This is a genomic window from Dellaglioa sp. CoH-56-MRSF-11, from assembly GCF_056782135.1.
Genome location: NZ_JBXAYE010000004.1, coordinates 154561 through 177018, shown reverse-complemented (window position 1 = coordinate 177018; position 22458 = coordinate 154561). Strand labels below are relative to the sequence as shown.

General features: G+C 32.2%; 22 protein-coding genes. 2 read left to right on the top strand and 20 right to left on the bottom strand.

The features are described from left to right. Nucleotides 1-101 precede the first annotated feature (101 nt). The 3 genes from uvrC to AC1RPT_RS06005 all read right to left on the bottom strand — a co-directional run bounded on the left by uvrC (nt 102) and on the right by AC1RPT_RS06005 (nt 4168). Nucleotides 102-1871, bottom strand: coding sequence for an excinuclease ABC subunit UvrC (uvrC, locus tag AC1RPT_RS06015; protein WP_481761716.1), 1770 nt, complete (start codon nt 1869-1871; stop codon nt 102-104). Nucleotides 1872-1980: 109 nt separating this feature from the next. Continuing rightward, nucleotides 1981-2715 (bottom strand): amino acid ABC transporter ATP-binding protein, encoded by a 735-nt coding sequence (locus AC1RPT_RS06010; RefSeq protein WP_409022419.1) that lies wholly within the window; start codon nt 2713-2715, stop codon nt 1981-1983. Beyond that, nucleotides 2708-4168, bottom strand: coding sequence for an ABC transporter substrate-binding protein/permease (locus AC1RPT_RS06005; RefSeq protein ID WP_481761715.1), 1461 nt, complete (start codon nt 4166-4168; stop codon nt 2708-2710). The genes AC1RPT_RS06010 and AC1RPT_RS06005 overlap by 8 nt, the downstream gene beginning before the upstream one ends. A 202-nt stretch (nt 4169-4370) precedes the next feature. Here AC1RPT_RS06005 and AC1RPT_RS06000 point away from each other — a divergent pair, with 202 nt between their 5' ends. Then, on the top strand, nt 4371-4523 hold the full coding sequence (locus AC1RPT_RS06000) for an SPJ_0845 family protein (protein WP_409022417.1): 153 nt from the start codon (nt 4371-4373) through the stop codon (nt 4521-4523). Between the two features lie 37 nt (nt 4524-4560). Here AC1RPT_RS06000 and AC1RPT_RS05995 read toward each other — a convergent pair whose 3' ends face one another. The 12 genes from AC1RPT_RS05995 to rpsO all read right to left on the bottom strand — a co-directional run bounded on the left by AC1RPT_RS05995 (nt 4561) and on the right by rpsO (nt 16736). Then, nucleotides 4561-4854: a nucleoside triphosphate pyrophosphohydrolase family protein gene (locus tag AC1RPT_RS05995; protein WP_409022416.1), complete on the bottom strand. Its 294-nt coding sequence runs from the start codon at nt 4852-4854 to the stop codon at nt 4561-4563. Then, complete coding sequence (yihA, locus tag AC1RPT_RS05990) at nt 4844-5449, bottom strand: ribosome biogenesis GTP-binding protein YihA/YsxC (protein WP_481761714.1); 606 nt, start codon at nt 5447-5449, stop codon at nt 4844-4846. The genes AC1RPT_RS05995 and yihA overlap by 11 nt, the downstream gene beginning before the upstream one ends. Nucleotides 5450-5568: 119 nt before the next feature. After that, nucleotides 5569-6000: a hypothetical protein gene (locus AC1RPT_RS05985; protein ID WP_481762411.1), complete on the bottom strand. Its 432-nt coding sequence runs from the start codon at nt 5998-6000 to the stop codon at nt 5569-5571. A 55-nt stretch (nt 6001-6055) separates the two neighbouring features. After that, complete coding sequence (locus tag AC1RPT_RS05980; RefSeq protein WP_409022413.1) at nt 6056-7123, bottom strand: WxLIP family cell surface protein; 1068 nt, start codon at nt 7121-7123, stop codon at nt 6056-6058. A gap of 138 nt (nt 7124-7261) precedes the next feature. Beyond that, the gene (gene clpX / locus AC1RPT_RS05975; RefSeq protein WP_409022412.1) at nt 7262-8521 is read right to left on the bottom strand and encodes an ATP-dependent Clp protease ATP-binding subunit ClpX; all 1260 of its coding nucleotides are present in this window, start codon (nt 8519-8521) and stop codon (nt 7262-7264) included. Between the two features lie 177 nt (nt 8522-8698). Beyond that, nucleotides 8699-9997 (bottom strand): trigger factor, encoded by a 1299-nt coding sequence (gene tig, locus AC1RPT_RS05970; RefSeq protein WP_409022411.1) that lies wholly within the window; start codon nt 9995-9997, stop codon nt 8699-8701. A gap of 149 nt (nt 9998-10146) precedes the next feature. Continuing rightward, nucleotides 10147-11334 carry an elongation factor Tu gene (gene tuf, locus AC1RPT_RS05965; protein ID WP_409022410.1) on the bottom strand — a complete coding sequence of 396 codons (1188 nt, stop codon included), beginning with the start codon at nt 11332-11334 and terminating at the stop codon, nt 10147-10149. 315 nt (nt 11335-11649) lie between these two features. Beyond that, nucleotides 11650-12570, bottom strand: a complete 921-nt coding sequence (locus AC1RPT_RS05960; RefSeq protein ID WP_481761712.1) for a hypothetical protein — start codon at nt 12568-12570, stop codon at nt 11650-11652. A gap of 58 nt (nt 12571-12628) precedes the next feature. After that, a complete protein-coding gene (locus tag AC1RPT_RS05955) occupies nt 12629-14356 on the bottom strand; it encodes a ribonuclease J (protein WP_409022408.1) in 1728 nt (575 codons plus the stop codon). Nucleotides 14357-14376: 20 nt separating this feature from the next. Next, nucleotides 14377-15246, bottom strand: a complete 870-nt coding sequence (dapA, locus tag AC1RPT_RS05950; protein WP_481761711.1) for a 4-hydroxy-tetrahydrodipicolinate synthase — start codon at nt 15244-15246, stop codon at nt 14377-14379. Between the two features lie 23 nt (nt 15247-15269). Next, a complete protein-coding gene (locus AC1RPT_RS05945) occupies nt 15270-16319 on the bottom strand; it encodes an aspartate-semialdehyde dehydrogenase (protein WP_481761710.1) in 1050 nt (349 codons plus the stop codon). Between the two features lie 147 nt (nt 16320-16466). Continuing rightward, nucleotides 16467-16736: a 30S ribosomal protein S15 gene (gene rpsO / locus AC1RPT_RS05940; RefSeq protein ID WP_409022405.1), complete on the bottom strand. Its 270-nt coding sequence runs from the start codon at nt 16734-16736 to the stop codon at nt 16467-16469. Nucleotides 16737-17017: 281 nt separating this feature from the next. Between rpsO and rpsT the strand changes: the two genes are divergently transcribed. Beyond that, nucleotides 17018-17272, top strand: coding sequence for a 30S ribosomal protein S20 (gene rpsT / locus AC1RPT_RS05935; RefSeq protein ID WP_409022404.1), 255 nt, complete (start codon nt 17018-17020; stop codon nt 17270-17272). Nucleotides 17273-17323: 51 nt separating this feature from the next. Here the strand turns inward: rpsT and holA are convergent, their stop codons facing one another. The 5 genes from holA to coaD all read right to left on the bottom strand — a co-directional run bounded on the left by holA (nt 17324) and on the right by coaD (nt 22457). Continuing rightward, nucleotides 17324-18349: a DNA polymerase III subunit delta gene (gene holA / locus AC1RPT_RS05930; RefSeq protein ID WP_481761709.1), complete on the bottom strand. Its 1026-nt coding sequence runs from the start codon at nt 18347-18349 to the stop codon at nt 17324-17326. A 5-nt stretch (nt 18350-18354) separates the two neighbouring features. Beyond that, nucleotides 18355-20373, bottom strand: coding sequence for a DNA internalization-related competence protein ComEC/Rec2 (locus AC1RPT_RS05925; protein WP_481761708.1), 2019 nt, complete (start codon nt 20371-20373; stop codon nt 18355-18357). Nucleotides 20374-20624: 251 nt separating this feature from the next. After that, nucleotides 20625-21104, bottom strand: coding sequence for a ComE operon protein 2 (locus AC1RPT_RS05920; protein WP_409022402.1), 480 nt, complete (start codon nt 21102-21104; stop codon nt 20625-20627). Between the two features lie 59 nt (nt 21105-21163). After that, the gene (locus AC1RPT_RS05915) at nt 21164-21718 is read right to left on the bottom strand and encodes a helix-hairpin-helix domain-containing protein (protein WP_481762189.1); all 555 of its coding nucleotides are present in this window, start codon (nt 21716-21718) and stop codon (nt 21164-21166) included. Between the two features lie 241 nt (nt 21719-21959). Then, on the bottom strand, nt 21960-22457 hold the full coding sequence (gene coaD, locus AC1RPT_RS05910) for a pantetheine-phosphate adenylyltransferase (protein WP_481761706.1): 498 nt from the start codon (nt 22455-22457) through the stop codon (nt 21960-21962). Between the last annotated feature and the right edge of the window lies 1 nt (nt 22458).

Genomic DNA, 22458 nt, shown 5'->3' with positions numbered 1-22458 from the left:
AAGAGCTATCAGGATAATACCTGATAGCTCTTCTTTATTTTAAAATAAAAAGGAGTCCTTAATGACATAAATCTCTGTCATTAAGGACTCCTTTTGTAAATTTATAATGATAATTTTATTGTTTGTGCGACTGTCTTTGAAATACCTAATCCTTGTAACTCTTCCATTGAAGCGTCTTTAATATGTTTCATCGACCCAAATTCTTTTAACAATTTCGTTTTGGTTTTTGGCCCAACACCCTGGATAGAATCTAAACGAGAACTAAGTGAGTTCTTTGAATGAACTTGACGATGAAAGGTAATGGCAAATCGATGGACTTCATCTTGAATCCTTTGTAAAAGGTAAAACCCTTCACTCTTTGGATCCAATGATAGTCTTTGATCAGCATCACCAAACATTAAATCAGATGTTTTATGCTTGTTATTTTTAACCATCCCCGCTACTGGAATCATTAAATCTAATTCATTACTTAAAACGTCTTTTGCAGCTTCTATTTGTATTTCAGCACCATCCATTAAAATTAAATCTGGCATAGGCTTACCTTCCTTCAAAAGACGTGTATAACGTCGGCGAACAACTTCACGTGTACTTGCTGCTTCATCCGCATGATCAACTGTATTCAACTTATATTTGCGATATTCGCTCTTCTCAGGTTTACCATCAATAAAACTAACCATGGCTGATACCAGATCAGTCCCTTGTATATGTGAGTGATCAAAAGATTCTATTCGATGACCTTCTGGAATCCCCATAGCGTCTGTAATTTCTTTCATGGCACCAGTTGTTTTGCGCCCATCTAATTCTAGTAATCTGAATTTTTCTTCAAGAACTAAGCGAGCATTTTTTTTAGCTAATTTTAAAAGTTCACTTTTTTGCCCACGTTGTGGTGTCCGAATTGGTACTTGTAAGATATCAGATAAGATATCTGTATCAATTCCTGCTGGAACTAATATTTCTTTTGGTAACACATTATTTTTTCGATTATAAAACTGAAGGATAAAAGTTGCCATTTCTTCTTCAGCCGTTGTTACAATTGGAAAAAGTCTTTTTTCTCGCTTCATTAATCGTGCTTGCCTAATAAAGAAAACTTGAATTGACAACCAACCTTTATCCAGATAGAAATTAAACAAATCTCTAGGTGTATTATCATTTGAAATGATTTTTTGTTTTTCAACAGTAACTTCAATAAAATGAATTTGATCACGTAATTCAGCGGCACGTTCAAATAACATTTCATCCGCTGCCTTACTCATTTCTTTTTTTAGTTTTTGTTTTGCTACAATCACATTACCATTTAAAAATGATTTGATTTTTTTTATTTGAGCCTCATATTTTTCATGCGGAACTTCTTTAAAACAAGAGCCTAAACATTGCCCCATATGATAATACAAACATGGTCGCTTCTGAAATCCATTGCATCTTCTTAAAGGATAAACTTTTTGTAAAAACTGCAATGTTTCCTGAGCTGCATAAACATTTGGATAAGGACCAAAATAAAATCCACCGTCCTTATTAACCTGACTAACGATTTGCATCATTGGGTCTTTTTCATTTGTAATTTTAATATATGGATATCCAGTACCTTTCTTTAATTTTATATTATAATACGGCTGATGTTTTTGAATTAAAGTAATTTCCAACAGAAATGCTTCTTTATCAGTGGATGTAATAATTGTTTCAAAATCAACAATTTGAGAAACCAATTTAGCTGTTTTTCCATCATGCGCACTTTTGAAGTAAGAACGCACCCGATTTTTTAAATTTTTTGCTTTCCCAACATAAATAATCTGACTATTTAAATTTTTCATGATATAGCATCCTGGTAATGCTGGTAATAATGCTAATTTATTTTCGATATGCTCTGAAGCCAATCGAGGCACCTTCTTTACGTTAATATATGCTTTAATTATACCCCGAACAAGCGTTTGAATAAAGAAAATAGATTCCAAATAGACGGGAGTCTATCTGAAATCTATTTTTTTACAATATCTTTGATAAAAAATCTTGCGCACGTTCTGACGTCGGATGATCAAAAACATCTTCTGGACGTCCTTTTTCTTGAATATATCCTTGATCCATGAACCAAATTTGATCTGCTACTTCTCTAGCAAAACCCATTTCATGTGTCACAACTACCATCGTCATTCCGTCACTAGCCAACGTTTTCATAACTTTAAGTACTTCTCCGACCATTTCAGGATCTAATGCTGAAGTTGGCTCATCGAATAAGAGTACTTCTGGATCCATGGCTAATGCTCTGGCAATCGCAACTCGTTGCTTTTGACCACCAGATAAACTATCTGGATATTGTAGTGCCTTATCTGCTAATCCAACTTTTTCTAATAAATTGGTAGCTATATCAGCTGACTCTTTATCTGATATATTTTTAACTTTCATGGGAGCCAATTTTATATTCTCAATTACATTCATATTTGGAAACAAATTAAAACCTTGAAAAACCATCCCCATTTTTTCTCTCAATTGATTTAAGTCTTTTTCATTTAAACTTGTTAAATTTTCACCTTCGAATAAAATATCCCCTGATGTAGGAACTTCAAGTAGATTCAGACAACGTAAAAAGGTACTTTTACCAGATCCTGATGGTCCAATCACACAGATAACCTGTCCTTTATCAACTGATTCAGAAATATCTTTTAAAACATCATTTTTTCCAAAGGATTTTCTTAATTTATTAACTTCAATAATTTTAGACATGCTTCATCTTCCCTTCAAAGTAATTTAATAATTTAGATAAGCTAAATGTTAAAACAAAGTAAATTAACATTGCAACAAAGATAGGCGCAATACCTTTATAAGTAGCTGATTGAACCATTTTCATCTGATAAATTAAATCAGTCACACCAATAATAGAAACAATTGAACTTTCTTTTATTAATGTTATAAATTCATTTCCCAGAGCTGGCCAAATATTTTTTAGTGCTTGTGGAATAATAACAGACTGATACGTCTCTTTCTGTGAAAGCCCCAAACTTCTTGCTGCTTCCATTTGTCCATCATCAACAGAAGAGATTCCCGATCGTATTACTTCAGCTATATATGCGCCTGAATTAAGCGATACAGCAATAATACCTGCAATTAGCGCTGGAATATTTACTAACATTCCAATACCGAAGTACACAAACATCACTTGAATCATTAGAGGCGTTCCACGAACAAATTCAATGTAGGATACTGCAATTACTTTAATCACTTTATTTTTGCCCAAACGCATGAGTGCTAGCAACGTTCCTAATATAACACCAACAATAACTGAAACCGCCGTTATTAATAAAGTATAACCAATTCCTTTGGCAAAATATTTCCAATAGTGAATCATTGTGTTATCCGATGTATTTTTTGTTAAATAATTACTAGCCTCAGGTAAATATGTCGTATTTATTAAATTTTTCTTTTTAATTTCTTTAATAGACTTATTTACAGCTGCCACCAAAGTATCGGAATTCTTTGCAAATCCGGCTGCAGCTCCCCTTGCATCAGGCGCTGAGATAAATCCAGGATTAACAACTGCTAATGAACTATCATTTTGTGCGTATGCTTTAGCAGTTGGTTCTTCCATGGCAACACCCGCTACCTTACCACTTTTAAGCGCTAAAATTAAATCGGTTACTTTAGCCAACCCTTTAATATTCACATTTTTTATTTGTTCTTTACTCATTGTATATTGAAGCGATCCAGTTTGAGCCCCAACTGATAGCCCAGAAAAATCATTTAAAGTCTTATATTTATCTTCATCAGTCTTATTAACCAACATCATTTGTTTTCCATTGTAATAAACATCTGAAAAATCAATACTTTTTTTACGATCATCCGACGGATTCATACCTGAAATAACCATATCAATTTTATTAGTTTCTAAGCCAACAAGTAATGAGTCAAAATCCATTTTCTTAATTACTAACTTAACTCCAATGTCTTTAGCAATTTTTTGTGCAATTGAAATATCAAATCCAACGATTTTATCATCGCCATTAACTGTTGTTTGAAATTCATAGGGTGGATAATCTGGACTTGTTCCAAGTACTAACGTTCCCTTATCCTTAACATTCTGTAAAGAGTTACCAGTTGCAGCACTTACTTGATTACTACCAACTAACATCATGAAAAATGCGATTAATATACCTATAAACCATTTTTTATTTATTTGCATCAATTTACTCCTCTTTTTTAATTTCTCTTATTAGTGAATAAATCGATTATATGCTACAAAGATTTTTTATGCAATTAAATACATATAATAAATGACTTTATACATATAAAAGTTATTTAAAGCGCTTTTTATGCATTAATCAGTTGTCTTGTATTCATTTTAATAAACTGTTATTCTATATTTACATAAGGAGGCTACAATTATGAGCTTAAAAATCCAACGCCAAGATAACTTGGAAAGTTTATTTGATAAATTTGCACTTGACCCTAAAGATCCTGCTAAAGTTGAACTTAAGTCTTCAGAAACGGAAGAGAAGCCTAGTTCTGATGTTAAAGAATCGAAACCTAAAAAATAAAAAAATTCAGATAAGTTATAAACTTATCTGAATTTTTTTATTTTTTAAATCCATCTGGGTAACGTTTATTTAATTTTAAAATATTATCTCTTGCAACATCATCAAATTCAATATCGGCCCATTCAGCAATTTGGGATAAATACCAAAGTACATCTCCCATTTCTTTAGTTAATTTCACTTTATCTAATTCTCGACCTTTAAAAGTATAATCTTTAATTAAATCAACTAATTGTCCACCTTCAGCCGCAACACCTAATGCACAATTTGTTAAAACTTGTTCAGTTCCATATAATGTGCGATTTGCTGCTTCTTGATATTCATTAAATTCCATTTTTTTCTCCTAGTTCTGTATGACTTTCAATCCATTGCCAAATCTCTTCTTTTCCAGATTTGTCTTGAGCCGAAAATAAAACAAAATCATCTTCAGGTGTCAAAGACAATGAACGTCTTATGATACTCTCATGTTGATTCCACTTACCACGAGAAATTTTGTCGCTCTTTGTCGCAACAACCAATACAGGAATATCGTAATAGTGAAGAAAATCAACCATTTGAACATCTAATTTTGTTGGCTCATGTCGAGCATCAACTAATGAAATGACCCCTCTTAAAGAAGTACGTTCTGCTAAATAGGTTTCAATCATTTGTCCCCACTTTGCACGTTCTGTTTTTGACACTTTTGCATATCCATATCCTGGAACATCTACGAAAAATAATTTTTGTTCCACGTTATAAAAGTTCAATGTTTGCGTTTTTCCAGGCTGACTAGAAGTTCTCGCATAACTTTTACGATTTATTAACGTATTTATTAATGATGATTTTCCAACATTAGAACGTCCTGACAGTGCAATCTCAGGAATACCATCTGTTGGATACTGTGCTGGTGCAACGGCACTCATAACAAGTTCAACATTATGAACATCCATATTAAACACCTTCCTTTCAATACTCAAACCATTTTACCATATAAAAATGTGTTAATGTAACTTAATCTGAATCAAAAAGCTTTACAACATGAATTAAATAATTCGATGTTGTAAAGCTTTTATTTTGTTGCTGCCGTTTGGATAATCCAAATTATTTGTACTTCCGAATATGTTACCACATGCGTTGTCAAAATCTGAATTAAAGTATTGGGCCAATAAAATAAATATTCCCCACTACTATCTTTAGCATTTGCTGTTATATTAGTTGAATCTCCAGAAATTAGATCACCATAAGTTCTTGGCATATTCTTTAATCCAGACTGTAACTTTGGCCGAAATAAGTCAACATGTACAATATCGTTTGACTTATATTGTAGCCTACCTTTCAATTGCCATGATGGTGTCAATCCATCAGTTGCGATTATTTGCAAATAAGGTGATTCTCTATTATTACTATCAGAATAAATTGCAAATTCTGAATTATTTTTCTTAACATATTTGTTAACCGTATTAGGTAACGTACTGTACCCATACGTTATGTCTGCAGACACACTTTTAAGTGTCACGAGCATACTGAAAAATAAAATAAATAATAATATTAAATACTTACTTATCAGCTTTTTTCTTATCAACATATCTTTTAATAAGGAAAAAGATTAGTATCACTAGGATTGCGAGACCAAGACCTAAAGCAACATACCATAGCGGATTTGTTGCTTTTTGTGGATCTCCAATAGCATCTTTGTTGTACTTACTTGCATCATCATTTGTAATTGTGAAGTTTTTATTGAATTTCCAAGTGTTTTTACCACTTGTTGCTACAGCCTTTAATGTGTAGTCTCCAGCTTCTAATTGACCCTTGTCATAAAGCATTGGGAATTTGAAATTTGAATTAGGAGCCATTGATAGGTTCTTTAATGTTGTATTTTCTAAAACATCTGTTGAACCCTTTTTCATAATTTCAGATTTAATTGTTAATTTAGGAATAATTACGGCTTTATCGTTTTGGAATACAGGGAATACACCTTTACGATAGTTTCTCATACCAGCTTTAACTGATAATAAATTCATATTTGGTTCAACCGTCTTCTTCTCTAAAATTTTAATTCCAATTGCATATGAATATGCATTTGAAATTGAAATCCCTTTTTTATTACTTGTTTCTTTAGTTGAATTATCAACTTTTTCAAAATACCAGCTACCTAACAAAACACCGTTGAAACTATCTTTTGGCATAGTAATTGTAGCCTTAACGATTTTACTTCCTTTAGCAGGAACTGTTACGACACTACCTGAATCTAACTTAGTAAGTGAAGCTAAAGGATATTTCATTGATTTATCAATATTCTTTTTTGCTAATTCTTTTGCATATTCAAGCTGACCATTATCATTTGTAGATGCTGTATAAACAGCATTACGAATTTTTAATGCTTTGTCTGATGAATTAAAGATTTTAACTGAAATCGTTTCTTTTTCCTTAGCATCCAATTTCAAATCAAAGTATGATTGTTTCAAACTAGCTTTAACTTGTTTATCAGATTGAATACTTTGAACACTGTACCCAATATTATTTGCAGGAGCCTTAGCTTCAACAGACTTATTGAATAACCCAAGTCCACCCAACAATACCCCAGAAAATCCGAACAAAATCGCTTTTTTTATTGTTTTATTCATGACGTCCACCCTTTATTATTTATTAAAATTATTAACCTTAAATTCATTATACTACATTTATATTCATTACTATGTCTTTTTTTTAGAGTGTACTCACTATATTTGACAGTCTTTAAATGACTATACTCTAACAAGACTTTAAGATGCTGCTTTCTTGCTCCCTTTAATTATTACAGGACCATCAGTTTGATCAACTGTTGCTTTAGTGATAATTACGCGCTCGATGTCTTCTTGGCTTGGAATATCAAACATAACATCACGCATTGTTTCTTCAATAATAGATCGCAAACCTCGTGCCCCAGTATCTCGCTTAATAGCAAGTTCGGCAACTCGTGACAATGCCTCAGGTTCGAATTCAAGCGTCACACCATCTAATTCAACAAGTTTTGTATATTGTTTAACCAATGCATTTTTAGGTTCCGTTAAAATTCGAACTAAATCTTCTTCTTTTAATTCTTCTAAAGCTGTCATAATTGGTAAACGACCAACAAATTCAGGAATTAATCCAAATTTTAATAAATCTTCTGGAATAATTTGTTGCATAACACTATTTTGTTCATCAATAGTTTCAGAATTGGATTCAGCACCGAAACCAATCGTTTTATCGCCTAATCGATTTTTGACCATTGTTTCAATTCCAGCAAATGCCCCACCAACAATAAATAAAATATTCTTAGTATCTATTTGAATTAATTCTTGTTGTGGGTGTTTACGTCCACCTTGAGGCGGAACACTTGCAATAGTACCTTCAAGAATCTTTAAAAGTGCCTGTTGAACACCCTCACCTGATACATCACGTGTGATTGAAACATTCTCACTCTTCTTAGCAATTTTATCGATTTCATCAATGTAGATAATTCCTTTTTCAGCTTTTGCAACATCATAATCTGCACTTTGCAATAATTTTAAAAGGATATTTTCAACATCTTCACCAACATATCCAGCCTCAGTTAAAGTAGTGGCATCTGCAATAGCAAATGGTACGTTTAAAATTTTAGCTAAACTTTGTGCTAAATATGTCTTACCTGATCCCGTAGGACCAACTAAACAAATATTACTTTTTTGTAATTCTGTTTCGTCATTATCTTCGTCAACTTCAAGCATATGATTAACTCGTTTATAATGATTATAAACCGCAACTGACAACGTTTTTTTAGATTGATCTTGCCCAATTACATAATCATTCAATTTATTCATAATTGCTTGTGGTTTTAATACAAGTAATGGTTCAGAATCCATTTGTTCCCTGAATTCCTCGTCGATAATTTCCTTACATAAATCAACACATTCATTACAAATATAAACACCAGGTCCAGCAACGATTTTCATTACTTGATCTTGTGACTTACCGCAAAAAGAACAATTTACGGGTCCGCCTTCTTCAGTATTTTCGAACATTTTACCACCTCGTATTTTTCTTCTCATCTTTTACTTTATGCATACCTATAGTACCAAATAAAGCAATATTTCGCGAATATTTACGTTCAAATGTATTTAACAAAAAAGATTGAAGCTAATAAACTCGCTTCAATCTCATTCATTCAAAATGATTAATCAAAATATCCGATTAATTATTTATTTTTTCATTTTTGCTTCTTCAACTGCTGAGTCAGCTAACTCGTCAACAACTTTCTTGATAGCAATATCATGTTTTACCATATCGTCTGAAAGAGCAGAACGAACTGCTTCTTCTTCCATACCATATTGTTCTGCTAAGTTTGATATTTCAGATGAAACTTCTTCTTCAGAAGGTTCAATTTTTTCAGCGGCAACGATAGCTTCTAACACAAGATTTGTTTTAACACGACGTTCTGCGCCTTCTTCAAATTGTTTGTGTAAATCGTCTTCACTTGTTCCTGTTAATTGGAAGTACATCTTTGTGTCAATTCCTTGTTGTTGCATATTTGCAAGGTATTGATCCATTTGGCGATGAACATCTTCTTCAATCATTGAATTAGGAATTTCATCAACTTTAGCATTATCAACTGCTAATTCAATTGCTGCATCTTGAATTGCTTCCTTAGCTGCAGCTTCTTTTGTTTCTTTAATTTGATCTTTTGTTTTTGCTTGTAATTCTTCAAGCGTATTAACTTCTTCATCAACATCTTTAGCAAATTCATCATCCATTTCTGGAAGTTCTTTGCCTTTGACTTCATGAACTTTAACAGCAAATACTGCTTCTTTACCACGTAAGTCTTCAGCTTGGTAATCTTCAGGGAATGTAACTTTTACGTCAACATCCTCTCCAGCTTTATGTCCTACCAATTGGTCTTCAAATCCAGGAATAAATGAATTTGAACCTAATTCAAGAGTATAATTTTCTGATTTTCCACCATCAAATGCAACGCCATCAACTTTACCTTCAAAATCAATGATAACAGTGTCGCCAGAAATAGCTGCTTCGTCTTCTTTAAGTACAAGTTCAGCTTGTTGTTGACGTTTTGCTTCTAAACTATCTTCTACGTCTTTTTTAGTTACTCGACGTGATTGTTTAGGAACAGTTAATCCTTTATAGTCACCTAATTCAACTTCTGGTTGAAGTGTAACTTTAGCTTTAAGGACCCATGTAGAATCTTTTTCTAAACTATCAATGTTAATATCAGGTTGATCAACGGGTGATACTTTAACTTCTTCAAGTGCCTTTTCGTATGCTTCTGGCAATAGAATGTTTAAAGCATCTTCGTATAATGATTCTTCACCATACATTCTGTTAAATACTTGACGTGAAACTTTTCCTTTACGGAATCCAGGAACAGTTAAATCTTTCTTAACTTTTAAGAAAGCTTTTTCCAATCCTTCTTTAATTTTATCAGTTTCAATTTCGAATGTTATTTCTCCATTGTTTTTACCTGTTTTTTCAAATTTTGCTGACATTGTTTTCCCTCCGGTAGAACAAAAATTTTATATTCGTACTATTTATATACTTGTCTATTTTACCGTATCATTACTAGATTGTAAATGGTTATAAAAAAAAATTCGAAAAGCAAAAGCTTTCCGAATTTCTTTTTTTAATTAATTAAAAATTAATCATCAATTTCTGAAACGACTCCGGCACCAACAGTACGGCCACCTTCACGAACAGTAAATTTAAGACCTTTTTCAATAGCAACTGGGGCGATTAATGATACTGTAAATGTAACGTTATCACCAGGCATAACCATTTCTACACCTTCTGGTAATTCAATAACACCAGTAACATCAGTTGTATGGAAGAAGAATTGAGGACGGTAGTTTGAGAAGAATGGAGTATGACGTCCACCTTCTTCCTTAGAAAGGATATAAACTTCGCCTTTGAATAATTTGTGAGTTTTGATTGAACCAGGTTGTGCAAGAACTTGTCCACGTTCGATTTGTTCGCGATCAACACCACGGAGTAAAGCACCAACGTTATCGCCGGCTTCACCTTCGTCAAGTGTTTTACGGAACATTTCGATACCTGTAACTGTTGTTTTAAGAACATCTTCATGTAAACCAACAATTTCAATATCGTCTCCGACTTTAACTGTACCACGATCGATACGACCTGAAGCAACAGTTCCACGACCAGTAATTGTAAATACATCTTCAACTGGCATTAAGAATGGTTGGTCTGTAGGACGAACTGGTGTTGGGATGTATGAATCAACAGTATCCATTAATAATTCAACTTGTTTTACAGCTTCTGGATCGCCTTCAAGGGCTTTAAGAGCTGAACCACGGATAACAGGAATATCATCGCCTGGGAAATCATATTCGCTTAATAATTCACGAACTTCCATTTCTACAAGGTCTAATAATTCTTCATCATCAACCAAATCAGTTTTGTTTAAGAACACGATAAGGTAATCAACACCAACTTGGCGAGCAAGTAAGATATGTTCACGTGTTTGAGGCATAGGGCCATCAGTTGCGGCTACAACTAAGATAGCACCATCCATTTGTGCAGCACCAGTGATCATGTTTTTAACGTAATCAGCATGTCCTGGAGCATCGATATGTGCGTAATGACGTGCAGCTGTTTCGTATTCAACATGGGCAGTATTGATAGTAATACCACGTTCACGTTCTTCAGGTGCAGCATCGATTGAAGCGAAATCTGCTGCTTCACCGAAACCGTTGTCTGATAATACTTTACTAATTGCAGCTGTTAAAGTTGTCTTCCCATGATCGACATGTCCAATAGTACCAATATTAACATGGGGTTTTGTTCGTTCGTAATGTTCTTTTGCCATGAATAAGAGCCTCCTAGTGTTTTTGTAAGAATAAAACAGTTTTAGAAAATCTAACCCTGATGATTCTTTGTTTTTATTATACTACTTCTTTATTTAATAACAAAATACATTATCATCAAATAAAGAAGAATCCTTAAAATATTATATAGACTGTTTAGAGTTTTGTAAATACCTATTTAAAGAATACTGAAACTTTTTATCTCGTCTTAAAATAACCTGGTTAAATCTACGCTCATACAACTAAATCTAAGTGAAATTTTGGATTCTTTATTAGAATATCATAGATTACTGTAAACGGCTAGCTTTACCTAATCATTAATTCATAATTTCAGTTAATTCTTTCGAAAGTAATGCATTTAATTCAACCATATACGTTAAATTTTCAGTCCTTTTAAAAGTGGATTCCATACCTAACTCACTTTTTACTAATTCAATCCATTCTTTCTCAATACCCAAAAAATCACTTGCAAAAGGATAAATCATCCCCAATTTTAAATTTAACATATGATTTAAAGAATTATTCATTTGTACATCAATAGTTCCCTCATCATTTTTTGTTAATTGATTAATTGTCAGTAATACAGGTTCATTTTCATTTGCAACTAATTTTTTTACGTCAATTTTTTTCTGAGTTCCATCAACCCATAAATAGTTTATTATTTCAATATTATTAGGTATCTTTTGTACCTCTTGCAATAGACTTGATTTTATAATTGGATGTACGTCTTTATCCATAAATATTTTTTGACAAGCATCTAAGAATTCATTTTTAGGTAGTACCAGTCCACTTTGAACAATTTGTTGCTGTCCAAAAAAGTCCACTGAACCTAAGTGTGCAAATTGACGTTCATTTTGTCTAAGTTGTTTATCGAATTTTTCACGGCATTCATTTTCAGCATCCAAAACTAGTGATGTGGCAAAAGGTTGCTCTTTAACCAATTGCCAAGCTCGAATAAATTTATTGTTTTTTAACAGTATATTTAAATAAACTGCAAATTGATCCCCACGTTTTAAGTAATCGCTATAAAATTCGTCAGCGATAATTAACGCTTCTTGAAATTGAGCATCCAAAACTAGAGAATTAACCAATAATTTATTATTTTTAAAACTACGATGACCATCATAATTTTTTGTGAATAATTGTGATGCTAGTTGATAATTTTTGTCACTTACAGCCTTTTTTGCTAACTGATAATTTTGTTTCTCTTGGTCGGGAAACGGAATAATTTCTGCCATAATATCCTCTATTTATTCTAAAAAAAGGGATAACAACATTTGTGTTATCCCTTTTTGATTATTTTTCGTTATTTTTTGTTTCCGCCGGTTTAACTTCTTTAGACTTTGTTGATTTTCTATGATACTGATTAATTTCCATAATAACAGGTAAAATAACTGGACGTCGTTTTGTTTGTTCATATAGGAAATGACTCATTTTTTCACGAACATCTTGTTTTAAATGTCCCCAATCAAATTCTTTATTGTTCAAATTATCTTGTACTGTTTCTGACACAATTTCAGCACTCTTTTCAATTAAATCAAGGCTCGTTTTTGTATAAACAAATCCTCTTGATGTAATTTTAGGCTTGTTTATGATTTTTTTCTTTTTACGATCAATTGTGACGACTGCAATAAAAATACCATCTTCAGAAAGTATTTTACGATCTCTCAGTACAATATTTCCAATATCACCAACACCAATACCATCAATCATGGTATTTCCTGCTTCAACTTGCGATCCTAAATTCATTTTTCCTTCAGAATAACTTAAAACATCACCCTTACCAGTAATAAAGATATGATCATATGGCATTCCTAATGTATGTGCTAAATCAGCATGTGCCGCAAGTAATCGATATTCACCTTGAATTGGAACCAGGTATTTTGGTTTCATTAAATTGATCATTAGTTGTAAATCATTTTGACCAGCATGACCTGAAGAATTTAATTCATCAGAAATTGCTTTCACATCAGCTCCTGCTCGGTAAATGAGATCTCTTGTCTTTGCCACATTAGTTTCCATAGCTTTTGACGTTGTTGTCGTAATGAAAACAAGATCTCCTTCATGAATATTAACAGTTGAATGTTGATTTAAAGCCATTCGCTGTAATGATTTTAAAGGTTCACCCATTTTACCTGTTTCCAATATAATTAGTTGATCATCGTCATATTTGCTAATATCACTCATTGGAACAATTAAATTTTCATCAGGAAGAACTAATTTCTTCAAATCCATAGCTGTTTTAACGATTTTTTCAACATCGTGTCCTGTTAATATAACCTTTCGATGACTTTCCTTTGCAGCATTTAGTATCTGTTGTACTCGTAATATATTTGATGCCACACAGGCAACAATAATACGACCTTTTTGATATTCAAATGTTTCATTAATGTATTCGTCAATTGCACTTTCATTGACTGTTGGGAATGGGTTCTCAGCATTAGCTGAATCACTTAATAACGCTAAAACACCATTCTTACCAATCTCAGCTAAACGTCCAAAATCTGTTTGGTAAACTGGTGCCGCAGCTTGATCGAACTTAAAATCACCTGTATAAACAATCTGCCCTTCATCAGTACCTAAAACGATTCCTAATGATTCAGGAATTGAATGGGTCGTTTTAAAGAATGAAATTGTCGTTTTACCAAAATCAATCTCAGTCTGATCATTAACAACGTGAAAATCAGAAAATTTACTTGCCTTAGGATCATTTTCAATATTAATTTTTGCTAATGCAATTGTTAATTCTGATCCAAAAACAGGCACATCAAATTCACTCACAAAGTATGGTAATGCACCAATTGCATCTGCATGCCCATGTGTTAAGAAAACACCTACAATTCGTTCTTTATTTTCTCTCAAATAACTAAAATCAGGAATTACAATATCAATCCCTAATAAGCCATTTTCTGGATACATTAATCCAGAATCAAAAATAAATAGATCATCATCCACTTCAACGACATACATATTTTTACCATTTTCTCGAACGCCACCAAGTGGAATTATTTTAACTTTACTCATTACTTCACCTCTTACATATTTTATATTTTTAGTATTTTCACTAGTTGATTTATTTCATTGTCAGTTAATGCCTCTATTGGTAAACGACACCCACCTACTAAGATACCCTTGTAATTTAAAGCTGCTTTAGCTGGTCCAGGAGATGGAAGAGAAAAAAGTGCAGCCATTTTTGGCGTCAACTCTCTTTGAATATCTCCTGCAAGCTTAATATTTCCATCTTGTACAGCTTGATACATTTTAGTCATTTCAATACCAAATATATGGCTTGCAACAGAAATAACACCACTTGCTCCTAAGATTTTTGCAGTCAAACTATCCGTATCTTCACCAGTATACACCAAGAAATCATCTGGCGTTTGTTCAACAATACGACTTAAATTTTCACTACCTGTACAATCTTTAATACCAATAATATGATTATTATTAGATAACTTAACAATTGTTTCAACAGTCATAGTTACGCCTGTACGACCCGGAATATTATAAATGAAAATAGGCAATTTCGAAGCATTTGCAACTGCTTCAAAATGAGCAATCATACCTTTTTGATTAGGCTTATTATAGTATGGCACAACAACTAAAGCTGCGTCCACACCAGTAATAGCGGCTACCTCATTGGTAAAATCAATTGTCTCCATAGTATTATTTGATCCTGTACCAGCCATAATTGGAACTCTACCATTAACTATTGCCACTGTTTTTTTAATCAAATTTAATTTTTCAGAATGATTCAACGTAGGCGATTCGCCCGTAGTACCATTAACCAGGATACCTTTTGAACCTGTTAAAATTAAATGTTCAATTAATTTAATTAAGCGATCTTCATCCACTTGATTCTGATCATTAAATGGTGTGACCATAGCTGTCATTATATCTACATTTTCAAACATTCGCTTAATTCACTCCTTTCTTTTTACTTTGGAACTCTTAATAAATCTAATTCATGCAATTTTTCAGCAATTTGAACTGAATTCCATGCAGCACCTTTTAACAAATTATCCGAAACGACCCATAATTGGAAGGCATTATCCTGTTCTAAATCAGCTCTAACACGACCAACAAATGTATCTTTCTTACCAGTGGCATTAATTGCTTGTGGATATATCTGTTGTTCCGGATTATCTTGTAAAACCACACCGGGTGCATCTGCAAGAATATTTTGAATTTGTTTAACAGAAGCATCATGACTTTCAACTTCAAACCAAACAGATTCCGAATGGCTAACAACAACTGGTACACGTACACATGTTGCAGTAACTTGAATATCTTGATTAGACATTATTTTCTTCGTTTCATGAATCATTTTCCATTCTTCATGTGTATAACCTGTGTCTTCAAAAACATCAATTTGTGGTAGTGGATTAAATGCAATTGGATAATGCTTTTTATCACCAGAAGCTGGTAAAATCTTTGCTTCCATCTCTTCGCCATCAAGATAAGCTTGTGTTTCATCTTTTAATTCTTGAATAGCTAAGTTTCCAGCACCACTAACAGCTTGCATTGTTGTAACAACAACCTTCTTTAAACCGTAATTTTTACGAATTGGTTCTAGTGCAACTACCATTTGGATAGTTGAACAATTTGGGTTAGCAATTAGTCCTTTGTGTTCATAAAGTGCCTGTTCATTAACTTCAGGAACTACTAGTGGGACATCAGGATCCATTCTAAACGCACTAGTGTTGTCTACAACAACTGCACCACGTTTAATTGCTTCAGGTGCAAACTTTTTAGATACACTACCGCCAGCAGAAAATAGAGCCAAATCAACATTCTCAAAAGAATCAGATGTTGTTTCTTCTACGATAACATCCTGACCTTTAAATTTTAATACTTGTCCTGCAGAACGTTTAGATGCCAAATATTTAATACTATTGATGGGTAAACTTGTTTCTTCTAGCATTTGAATCATTCGTGTTCCAACAGCGCCTGTAGCACCGACAACCGCAACTCTATATCCGTCCATTGAAAAAAACCTTCTTTTTCTTTATTTGAATCTCAATTATACCATAAAATTTATGAACGTTTTACATTTAACTCACTTATAGTAGACATATCTTAAATTTTAAAAATAAAAAAAGCAAAACTCTTATTAAGAGTTTTGCTTTTAGTTTTAACGACGAAGACCTAAGCGTTGGATCAATTCACGGTAACGTTGAATATCTTTGTTACGTAAATATGCTAAAAGGTTACGACGATGTCCGATTTTCTTCATCAAACCACGTTGTGAAGCGAAATCTTTTTTATGAACGCCGATATGTGCATTCAATTCAACGATATCTGCAGTAAGTACAGCGATTTGTACTTCAGCAGAACCTGTATCGCCTTCTTGACGAGCATATTCGTTCATAATTTCTGTTTTCTTTTCATTTGTAATTGCCATTAGTGTTTCCCACCTTTCTGAATCTAAATGCCTAAAACCGAGTAAGTCGTCGGTGAGACGTCAACAAACTAAGTTAAAGGTTACTTGGAACAAATCTAACCTTACTAAAATTTAGAGTATATTGCAAGTTTTTTATAACTTCTCTTATCTAATTATTACTATCAAGTAAAAATCCTTTACAAGTTTTCATTGCATTAACTAATTTGGTTAGGTATAATAATGGTTGTTGAAATATTTGTTGAGAACCAATAAGGTGATCATGATAAGTGGAGGTGACTTAAATGCCAATTATTCAATCTGCAATTAAACGTGTAAAAACGAATGAAAAAGCAAACGTTAAAAATGCTGCTCAATTAAGCACAATGCGTACTGCTGTAAAGAAGTTTGAACAAGCTAAGACTGCTGGTGCCGATAATGTAGATGCTTTATACAAAGCTGCTATTACTGCAATCGACAAAGCACATTCTAAAGGTTTGATCAAAGAAAACAAAGCTGCTCGTGATAAGTCTCGTATGGCTGCTCGTTACGCTAAATAAGTTTTCAGAAAAATACCCAGTAGATTAATAATCTACTGGGTATTTTTTATTTTATACATCTATACGATTAATTTGAAGCATAAATAATGAGAATAATCCTTCTTGATCTTGTTGTGTCGTCTTCATTGCTTTTTCTAAATCAATTAACGCTAAATAAATTTTCCTCAAATCACTTCTATTAAATTTCTTTATCTTTTGAAGTGCCAACTTAATTCGATAAGGATGCACTTTTAAAACACTAGCTAAATCTCCTTGTGAGTAACCTTTATCTTGCAAAATTTTCACTTGTAATAATAATCTAAATTGTCCCAATAATATTGCATTTATCTTAATTGGCTCTTCATTTTGTAAAATTAAATCATGATACAACGTTACTGATTTTTCAATATTATTTGAAATAACAACATCTACTAAATCAAATATATTTTGTTCTAAAGTTTTAGAAACTAAATTTTCAACAGATGATAATGTAATTCGGTGGGTTTCAAAATTATACAAAAATAACTTTGGCAATTCATTCATGATTGTTGATAATTCTGTATTGGTTCTTTCTAGAAATAATTCCAAAGCGTTTTCATCTATTTCAAATGATTTGTTAGCCATCTCTTGGGCTATAAACTGTCGCGTTGCACGCTCATTTAACGGTTGATTATCAATAACTAGACTAAATTTTTTAAGCATCTTACTAATCTTTTTACGACCATCTAATTCTTTATAAGGCGCAAATATAACTACAATACTTGTTGGTTCCGGATGAGCTAAATAAGATAAAAGACCATCAATATCGTGTTCAATTTTTCTTTTTTTAGTGTCTGACGTTAGAAAAAAAGGATTTTGAATAAAAATTAAGCGCTTATCACCAAAAAAAGGAACAGACATCGCATCATCTAATGCTTTAGCCAACGGAACCTCCTCCATATCATATTTACCTAAATTCATCGTTCTCTCTTCTTCAGGTATCAACTCAGTAAATGCTTTTTTTACATCTTCCATTAAATAAGTCTCATTACCTAAGACAAGATTTACTGGCTTCACATTTTCAAGAGATAACGTTGAAATTATTGCCTGTGAATTCATATTTATCAGCTCTTTTCATTGTTAAAAACTTCTAATTTTTCTTTATAATTTTGAAACTTGCTGATTCTTATCATACCATGCTCTGCTGTACTAACAAACGGTATTCGATATTTTTTCAAAGTATCTAATGTTTCTTGATGTGGGTGGCCATATCTATTATTCTTACCAGCAGAAATCACCGCTAACTTCGGTTTTATTTGATCAATAAATATTGGATCAGTCGCAGTTTTACTGCCATGATGACCTGTTTTAAGAATTGATATTTGTAAATTGGGATATTTTTGAATAACCTTTTTTTCACCAGCTCGGTCCAAATCGCCAGTAATAAGATAGCTATATTTCCCGATTGTTCCAAATAAAACAAGAGAATCTTCGTTTTTTCCTATACCTTGATTAAAAGGATGTAGAATCATCAATTCAGCATCCTGTTTTTTACTATTATCTGTCATAGGTATCACCATTTTAGGCGGTCGAGTAGATTCTATTTTTTTAATGAATTGTGGCAGTTGTTCCATTCCAGATGGAACAATCATTCTATCGACGTCTATTTTGGTTAATATAGACGGAAAATTACCTATATGATCTGCATCTTGATGCGTCAAATATAAATAGTCTATATGACTGATTCCTTTGCTTAATAAATAATTAGTAATAATTTTTTCACCAGAAGTTTGATACTCCTTTCTAGTTCGCCAGCTATCCATCTTAAAATGAACTTTACCGCCTGTATCTACTAATGTAATTTGCCTATTAAACGGCTTTCTTATCAATGTTGAATCCCCTTGACCAATGTCAAAAAAAACGACTTCTTGCCGAATTGGAAAATGGATCCATAGAAATACCATAACATAGAAACTAACTAATATTGCCCATCTTTTAATACACGAAGGATGTAAAAAACATGTTAAGGTGCACATGAAAAATAGCATGCACATATTTAAACTGGGTTTACCAAACGTTATCGTTAATGGTAAACGTGCTAGTTCATCAAAAAAATAAATAAACGTTTTTAATACAGTATTTATCCCATCCATAACAACCTTAAAATGAATCCCAACCATTCCTCCAAAAATTACAATTGGTAGGATTAAGAATTCAAAAATAGGAATAATAAAAATACTAAGTACAATTGATAGAACATTCCACTGATAAACGTTGAAAAAAATAAATGGCAAACTAAATAAGTTTAGCCAAATACCTGATTCAAAAGTACCTTTATTCTCCATAAAGATTAGTAGTAATGACATTAGATAGCTCAACTGACCGCCAAATGTGAACAGTACTTGTGGTTCAATCACCAATCCTATTAACAAAGCGAAACACCAAACCGTAATCCCTTGGACAGGTTTATCAATTAGTTCACAAATAAGTTGAACCATACACATAAAAATTGCACGTCGTAAACTACTAGATTCCCCTGCAATAACTAAATAGCATGGAAGTAAAAAAAGTAATCCTTTGGCTACTGTCTCACGTGGGATTAATAGTCTATTTCCTAACGTTCTTATTAACATCACAAAATAATATACATGTAAACCCGATAAACAGAATAAATGAATTAATCCTAATTGTCTTATAGAGGCTAAATCCTGATTGAATTCCTGAGTCTTATCACCAATTACCAAAGCATTCAAAAATTTATCTAACGGATTGGATAAAGAATTAAAATAACTTTTTAATTCTGCTCGTAATTCATGTAACTTACTTATCACGGATTCAAGCGATAAATTCATGACATTTTTTTCACTATTATTAACTTTTATAATAGTCATACTATTGTAAATTGATTTAGTTCGCATAAAACTTTGATAATCAAACTCGTTTTCATTTGTCGCTGATTTAATTTTTTGTAGCTTAGCATCAACGTTTATAATTTTAGTGTGTTTATTATGTTTAATCTTATTGAGTTCATTTTGTGACTTACAGTTATAAAATCCTCGAATTTTTTGTGAATTAGAAATTATTTGTCCATCAAAACTAACCAAATCACCATTGATTGAATAATCATCAGGGTAAATTTTCACATTAACATTTTGTACCTCTTTTTCAACTACAACTTGCTTCTGGCTTTCCTTCGCATTACTGTAAAAATAAATACCAAAAATTAAAATACAGACACAACAAATATAAAAAGTTATCGAACGTTTTAACGTAATAATTCGTATAAAAATAACGATAGCGAAAATAATCCAAATAGGATTGTAATTTACAACATATAAACTTGTTATTCCAATAACTAACGTCGCAAAAAATAGATCAACTGCTTCAACTGATTTTATTCTGAAAATATTTTATTCAGAACAATTTCTTCAATATAATTTTTATCAACTTTTACTTGCTCAAAAATAACATTATTTCTTTCTAATAGTGATATGGCATAATCATCATTATGATAATTACGTAAATAATATATTTTTTTCACGCCGGATTGAAGTAGCATTTTTGTACACTGTAAACAAGGAAAATCTGTCACATAAATTTCTGAATTATCTGTCGCTGAGCCAAACTTTGCACACTGTAAAACTGCATTCATTTCTGCATGAATCGTTCGTACACAATGTCCGTCTACAAGGTAGCAACCTTCATCTATACAATGTACATCCCCTGAAACAGCGCCGTTATATCCGCCTGCAATAATCCGTTTATCTCTAACAAGTATCGCACCAACAGATAATCTTTCACATGTACTTCTTAATGATAGTAATGCAGCTTGCGTCATAAAATATTGATCCCAAGGAATTCTATTATCAGGCATTTAGGTATTTCCTTCTTTCATTTTTTTATAGTATATCAAAAATAAATCTTTAAAAAAAGTTAGACCGCTAATGAGTCCTTTAGACTTTCATATGTTTTATCACCGATGCCGCCAACTTCTTTTAATTCATCCGTAGTTTTAAACGATTGATGTTCTTCTCTATATTGTAAAATTTGTTCTGCTTTTTTTGGTCCAATTCCAGTCAACCCTTGCAGTTGTTCTTTCGTTGCGGTGTTTAAATTAACCGTTGATTCATCATTCGATTTATCCTGAGTTCCTGTAGTAGACCCTGCATCCATAACAGAAGATCCTTGGGCAGTAGTAGCTGCTACTTTATTTTCTTTTACTTCCCCTTTTGCCGGAACATATATAACCATCTCATCTGTTACTTTTTGAGCTAAATTAATCTGTTTCTGATCAGCGTTAGATAAAAATCCCTCAGCTAAATCGATTACCTGACTAATTCTCATTCCTGTTTTCATTGTGTATATACCTGGTTTTTTTATATTTCCTTTGATATCCACAACGATTTTCCCACCATTTGAGGTTTCTAAATGGCTTGATATATTTTTTTCCGAGCTAGACGACGTACTAGTAATACTATTAACTAACATATCATCTGTTTTGCTACTTTTATGTTGTGTAACTATTGAAAAAATGGTCAATGCTATTACAGATACCACACAAATAATGATAATTTTTCGATATTCAATTCAAATTTTTTTTATTTGATCCATCTTATCCACCTCCCTCTTATATTTAAATACGCAAAAAAACGAATTTCATTTAAAATGAAATTCGTTTTTTTCCTTAAATCATTATCACGTATTTTAATGATGATTCATTTTATTTAAGTTAATCTTCCTTACTAATTACTTCATGACATTTTTTAATCATAGCTACTTTTATATGATTAGGTACCATATTTGAAATATCTCCATCAAATTTAAATATTTCTTTCATTAAACTTGAGGAAATATGTGCGTATTTAGGATTAGCAAGCATCAATACAGTTTCCACTGTTTCATCTAACTCTTTGTTCATCAATGCAATATCTTTTTCATATTCAAAATCCCTATTATTTCTAACACTACGAATAATTATTTTAGCATCTAATTGGTGCATTAAGTTAATCGTTAAATCTGATTCAACACTAACTACTTCTACATTTGCTAATGAAAAGGTAGCTTCACTAATCAAATCTACCTTTTCATCAGCTGTAAACAATGACTTCTTTTTAGTATTAGTCATAACTGCGACAATAACTTTATCAAAAATTTGGCTTGATCGAACAATAATATCTAAGTGTCCATTAGTTAATGGATCGAAACTTCCCGGAAAAACTGCATTCATT

Excerpts from the sequence above, each read along its gene's own strand:
- AC1RPT_RS06010 (WP_409022419.1), bottom strand. The coding sequence starts at position 2,715 with ATGTCTAAAATTATTGAAGTTAATAAATTAAGAAAATCCTTTGGAAAA.
- AC1RPT_RS06005 (WP_481761715.1), bottom strand. The coding sequence starts at position 4,168 with ATGCAAATAAATAAAAAATGGTTTATAGGTATATTAATCGCATTTTTC.
- AC1RPT_RS06000 (WP_409022417.1), top strand. The coding sequence starts at position 4,371 with ATGAGCTTAAAAATCCAACGCCAAGATAACTTGGAAAGTTTATTTGAT.
- AC1RPT_RS05995 (WP_409022416.1), bottom strand. The coding sequence starts at position 4,854 with ATGGAATTTAATGAATATCAAGAAGCAGCAAATCGCACATTATATGGA.
- yihA (WP_481761714.1), bottom strand. The coding sequence starts at position 5,449 with ATGGATGTTCATAATGTTGAACTTGTTATGAGTGCCGTTGCACCAGCA.
- AC1RPT_RS05980 (WP_409022413.1), bottom strand. The coding sequence starts at position 7,123 with ATGAATAAAACAATAAAAAAAGCGATTTTGTTCGGATTTTCTGGGGTA.
- clpX (WP_409022412.1), bottom strand. The coding sequence starts at position 8,521 with ATGTTCGAAAATACTGAAGAAGGCGGACCCGTAAATTGTTCTTTTTGC.
- tig (WP_409022411.1), bottom strand. The coding sequence starts at position 9,997 with ATGTCAGCAAAATTTGAAAAAACAGGTAAAAACAATGGAGAAATAACA.
- tuf (WP_409022410.1), bottom strand. The coding sequence starts at position 11,334 with ATGGCAAAAGAACATTACGAACGAACAAAACCCCATGTTAATATTGGT.
- AC1RPT_RS05960 (WP_481761712.1), bottom strand. The coding sequence starts at position 12,570 with ATGGCAGAAATTATTCCGTTTCCCGACCAAGAGAAACAAAATTATCAG.
- AC1RPT_RS05955 (WP_409022408.1), bottom strand. The coding sequence starts at position 14,356 with ATGAGTAAAGTTAAAATAATTCCACTTGGTGGCGTTCGAGAAAATGGT.
- dapA (WP_481761711.1), bottom strand. The coding sequence starts at position 15,246 with ATGTTTGAAAATGTAGATATAATGACAGCTATGGTCACACCATTTAAT.
- AC1RPT_RS05945 (WP_481761710.1), bottom strand. The coding sequence starts at position 16,319 with ATGGACGGATATAGAGTTGCGGTTGTCGGTGCTACAGGCGCTGTTGGA.
- rpsO (WP_409022405.1), bottom strand. The coding sequence starts at position 16,736 with ATGGCAATTACAAATGAAAAGAAAACAGAAATTATGAACGAATATGCT.
- rpsT (WP_409022404.1), top strand. The coding sequence starts at position 17,018 with ATGCCAATTATTCAATCTGCAATTAAACGTGTAAAAACGAATGAAAAA.
- holA (WP_481761709.1), bottom strand. The coding sequence starts at position 18,349 with ATGAATTCACAGGCAATAATTTCAACGTTATCTCTTGAAAATGTGAAG.
- AC1RPT_RS05920 (WP_409022402.1), bottom strand. The coding sequence starts at position 21,104 with ATGCCTGATAATAGAATTCCTTGGGATCAATATTTTATGACGCAAGCT.
- AC1RPT_RS05915 (WP_481762189.1), bottom strand. The coding sequence starts at position 21,718 with ATGTTAGTTAATAGTATTACTAGTACGTCGTCTAGCTCGGAAAAAAAT.
- coaD (WP_481761706.1), bottom strand. The coding sequence starts at position 22,457 with ATGAATGCAGTTTTTCCGGGAAGTTTCGATCCATTAACTAATGGACAC.